This is a genomic window from Chroococcidiopsis sp. CCALA 051 (assembly GCF_003015105.1).
Lineage (GTDB): Bacteria > Cyanobacteriota > Cyanobacteriia > Cyanobacteriales > Chroococcidiopsidaceae > Chroococcidiopsis > Chroococcidiopsis thermalis.
Window position 1 is genome coordinate 1 of the sequence record NZ_PYCI01000259.1, and the last position, 2,117, is coordinate 2,117.

At 44.5% G+C, this 2,117-nt stretch carries 2 protein-coding genes; both read right to left on the reverse strand.

Going from position 1 to position 2,117, the window contains the following annotated elements; genetic code table 11:
- Positions 1-81: 81 nt before the first annotated feature.
- Positions 82-1,287, reverse strand: a complete 1,206-nt coding sequence (fmdA, locus tag C7Y66_RS30385; RefSeq protein WP_106548375.1) for a formamidase — start codon at positions 1,285-1,287, stop codon at positions 82-84.
- A gap of 328 nt (positions 1,288-1,615) precedes the next feature.
- Complete coding sequence (locus tag C7Y66_RS30740) at positions 1,616-1,828, reverse strand: hypothetical protein (protein ID WP_015153668.1); 213 nt, start codon at positions 1,826-1,828, stop codon at positions 1,616-1,618.
- Positions 1,829-2,117 lie beyond the last annotated feature (289 nt).

A 2,117-nucleotide genomic window follows, 5' to 3' on the forward strand; every position in this document is an offset into this window, starting at 1 on the left:
GTCAAAAGTCAAAAGTCAAAAGTCAAAATTTAGTAACTACAAATAACAAATGACCAATGACTAATGACCAATGACCAATGACTAAACAGGCAAAATATTCTTGTCGAAAATCTCCGTCGGAATTGCTAGCGTACAACAAGCATTGGGAATATCAACAATACCGCTGACTCTTCCTTCTACTGGCGCACAACTGAGCAATAAATAGGCTTGTTCGCCTGTAAAACCGAATTTCTTCAGATATTCGATCGCATTTAAACAAGCACGACGGTAGGCAATATGCACGTCCATGAAGTATTGTTTGCCTGTATATTCGTCTACAGAGATCCCTTCAAATACGAGATACTCCGAATAGCGCGGTTCTACGGGACCTGGTTTAAAAATTGGGTTGACCATGCCGTATTTTTCTACGCCACCTTTGATGATGTCTACATGCAAGTCAATATAACCAGACATCTCAATCGCACCGCAAAATGAGATTTCCCCGTCCCCTTGCGAGAAGTGAATATCTCCCATCGATAGCTTTGCACCTTCCACGTAGACGGGGAAATAAATCCGCGTTCCTTTGGAGAGATTCTTGATATCACAGTTACCACCGTGTTCGCGAGGGGGGACGGTACGCGCACCTTCAGCCGCAATGCGATCGAAATCTGCTGGTGCGACTTGACCCAAAATGGCATTTTTTGGGTTTGGTAGAGCCGCATAAACTGGCATATTCGCCGCTAATCCCGCTCCATAAGTCCGTAAATCGGGAGCTGTTGAAACTAACTCTGCTTCCCGCTTATTCCATGTTGCCAGTAAGTCGTGTGAGGGAGCGCAACCAATTAAACCAGGGTGAGTAATACCAGCAAAGCGCACGCCTGGGATGTGACGAGAACTGGTATAAATGCCCTCCAGATCCCAAATTGCCTTAGCATGATTGGGGTAGTGGTCGGTCAGAAAGCCACCACCGTTGTCTTTGGCAAAAATGCCAGTAAAGCCCCACTCATCGCCCTGCAATGCGCCAATATCAAGCAAATCGACAACTAATATGTCTCCTGGTTGAGCGCCGTTGACCCAGATGGGACCGCTCAATACGTGGACGACCGTTAAATCGACATCGCGGATATCGTCAGGATTATCGTTATTTTTAATCTGTCCGTCCGTCCAATCTTTACACTCAATGCGGAAGACATCACCTGGGTTCACCGAAACCACGGCAGGAATATCAGGATGCCAGCGGTTGTGTCCAGGGAGTTCCTGCTGATCCATTGGCTTAGTTAGATCGACTTTGAAAAGCGTTTTCGGCATTCAAATTCCCCTAAAGCTGCGCGGACATAGCGCATCATAAGGATTAGAACGCAGGAGAATTTGTATCAAAAATAACCACTTATTGTCAAAAATAATCAACGTTACATAACACCAAATCTTTTGGGGTCAAAATTGTGTTTTTTTTAACAAAAAATGAAGAAAAAATTTAACAATTGAGAAGTATCAATATTTATCTGTAGAACGAATGGCGATCGCAATTTCTAGGTTGAATTGAACGAACAATTCAACCCAGCAGTCGTCCTCTCGATGGTGGCACGAGCAGGTTAATTCTATGAAAAACTAACCCAGAACGACACAAGCCTTCACTTTACTTCTTTGCCAGCAATTCCAGGAACTCAGAGGTTGTTTGCAACTCCTCTAAGACCACATCTTTCGGCATCAGAGATAAAACACTACTCTTAACACCCGACGTACACAGAGGATTTACATAACAAGCTCCCTGACGACAGAATGCCACCACACCACCGTTATGAGCCTCAAAGACGATCGCACTTCCAGATTCTCGCTTCGTAATAGACATCCTAGCAGCCCCCTCTGCATAAATGCAGATATAAAATTGGTAAACTTTAACGATTGGCAGTTGGTGATGCTACGCAATTGAACGCTGGAAATATCTGTATTCAATCTGTACTCAAAATGACAAAATAGCCGCCCGTTCTCCTCTTTCTTTAGACAGATTAGTCATAAGTGGTAATAGGTAATAGGTAATTGGTAATAGGTGGTTGACAGTAGAGAGTGACTAGTGGCTGGTGGCTAGTGGAACCAGCAGTAAATAGGGTGTGGGGTGTGGGGTGTGGGGTGTGGTGAGT

What these genes read in the sequence shown, in the direction of transcription:
- C7Y66_RS30740 (WP_015153668.1), bottom strand. Translation starts at nt 1,828, where the DNA reads ATGTCTATTACGAAGCGAGAATCTGGAAGTGCGATCGTCTTTGAGGCT.
- fmdA (WP_106548375.1), bottom strand. Translation starts at nt 1,287, where the DNA reads ATGCCGAAAACGCTTTTCAAAGTCGATCTAACTAAGCCAATGGATCAG.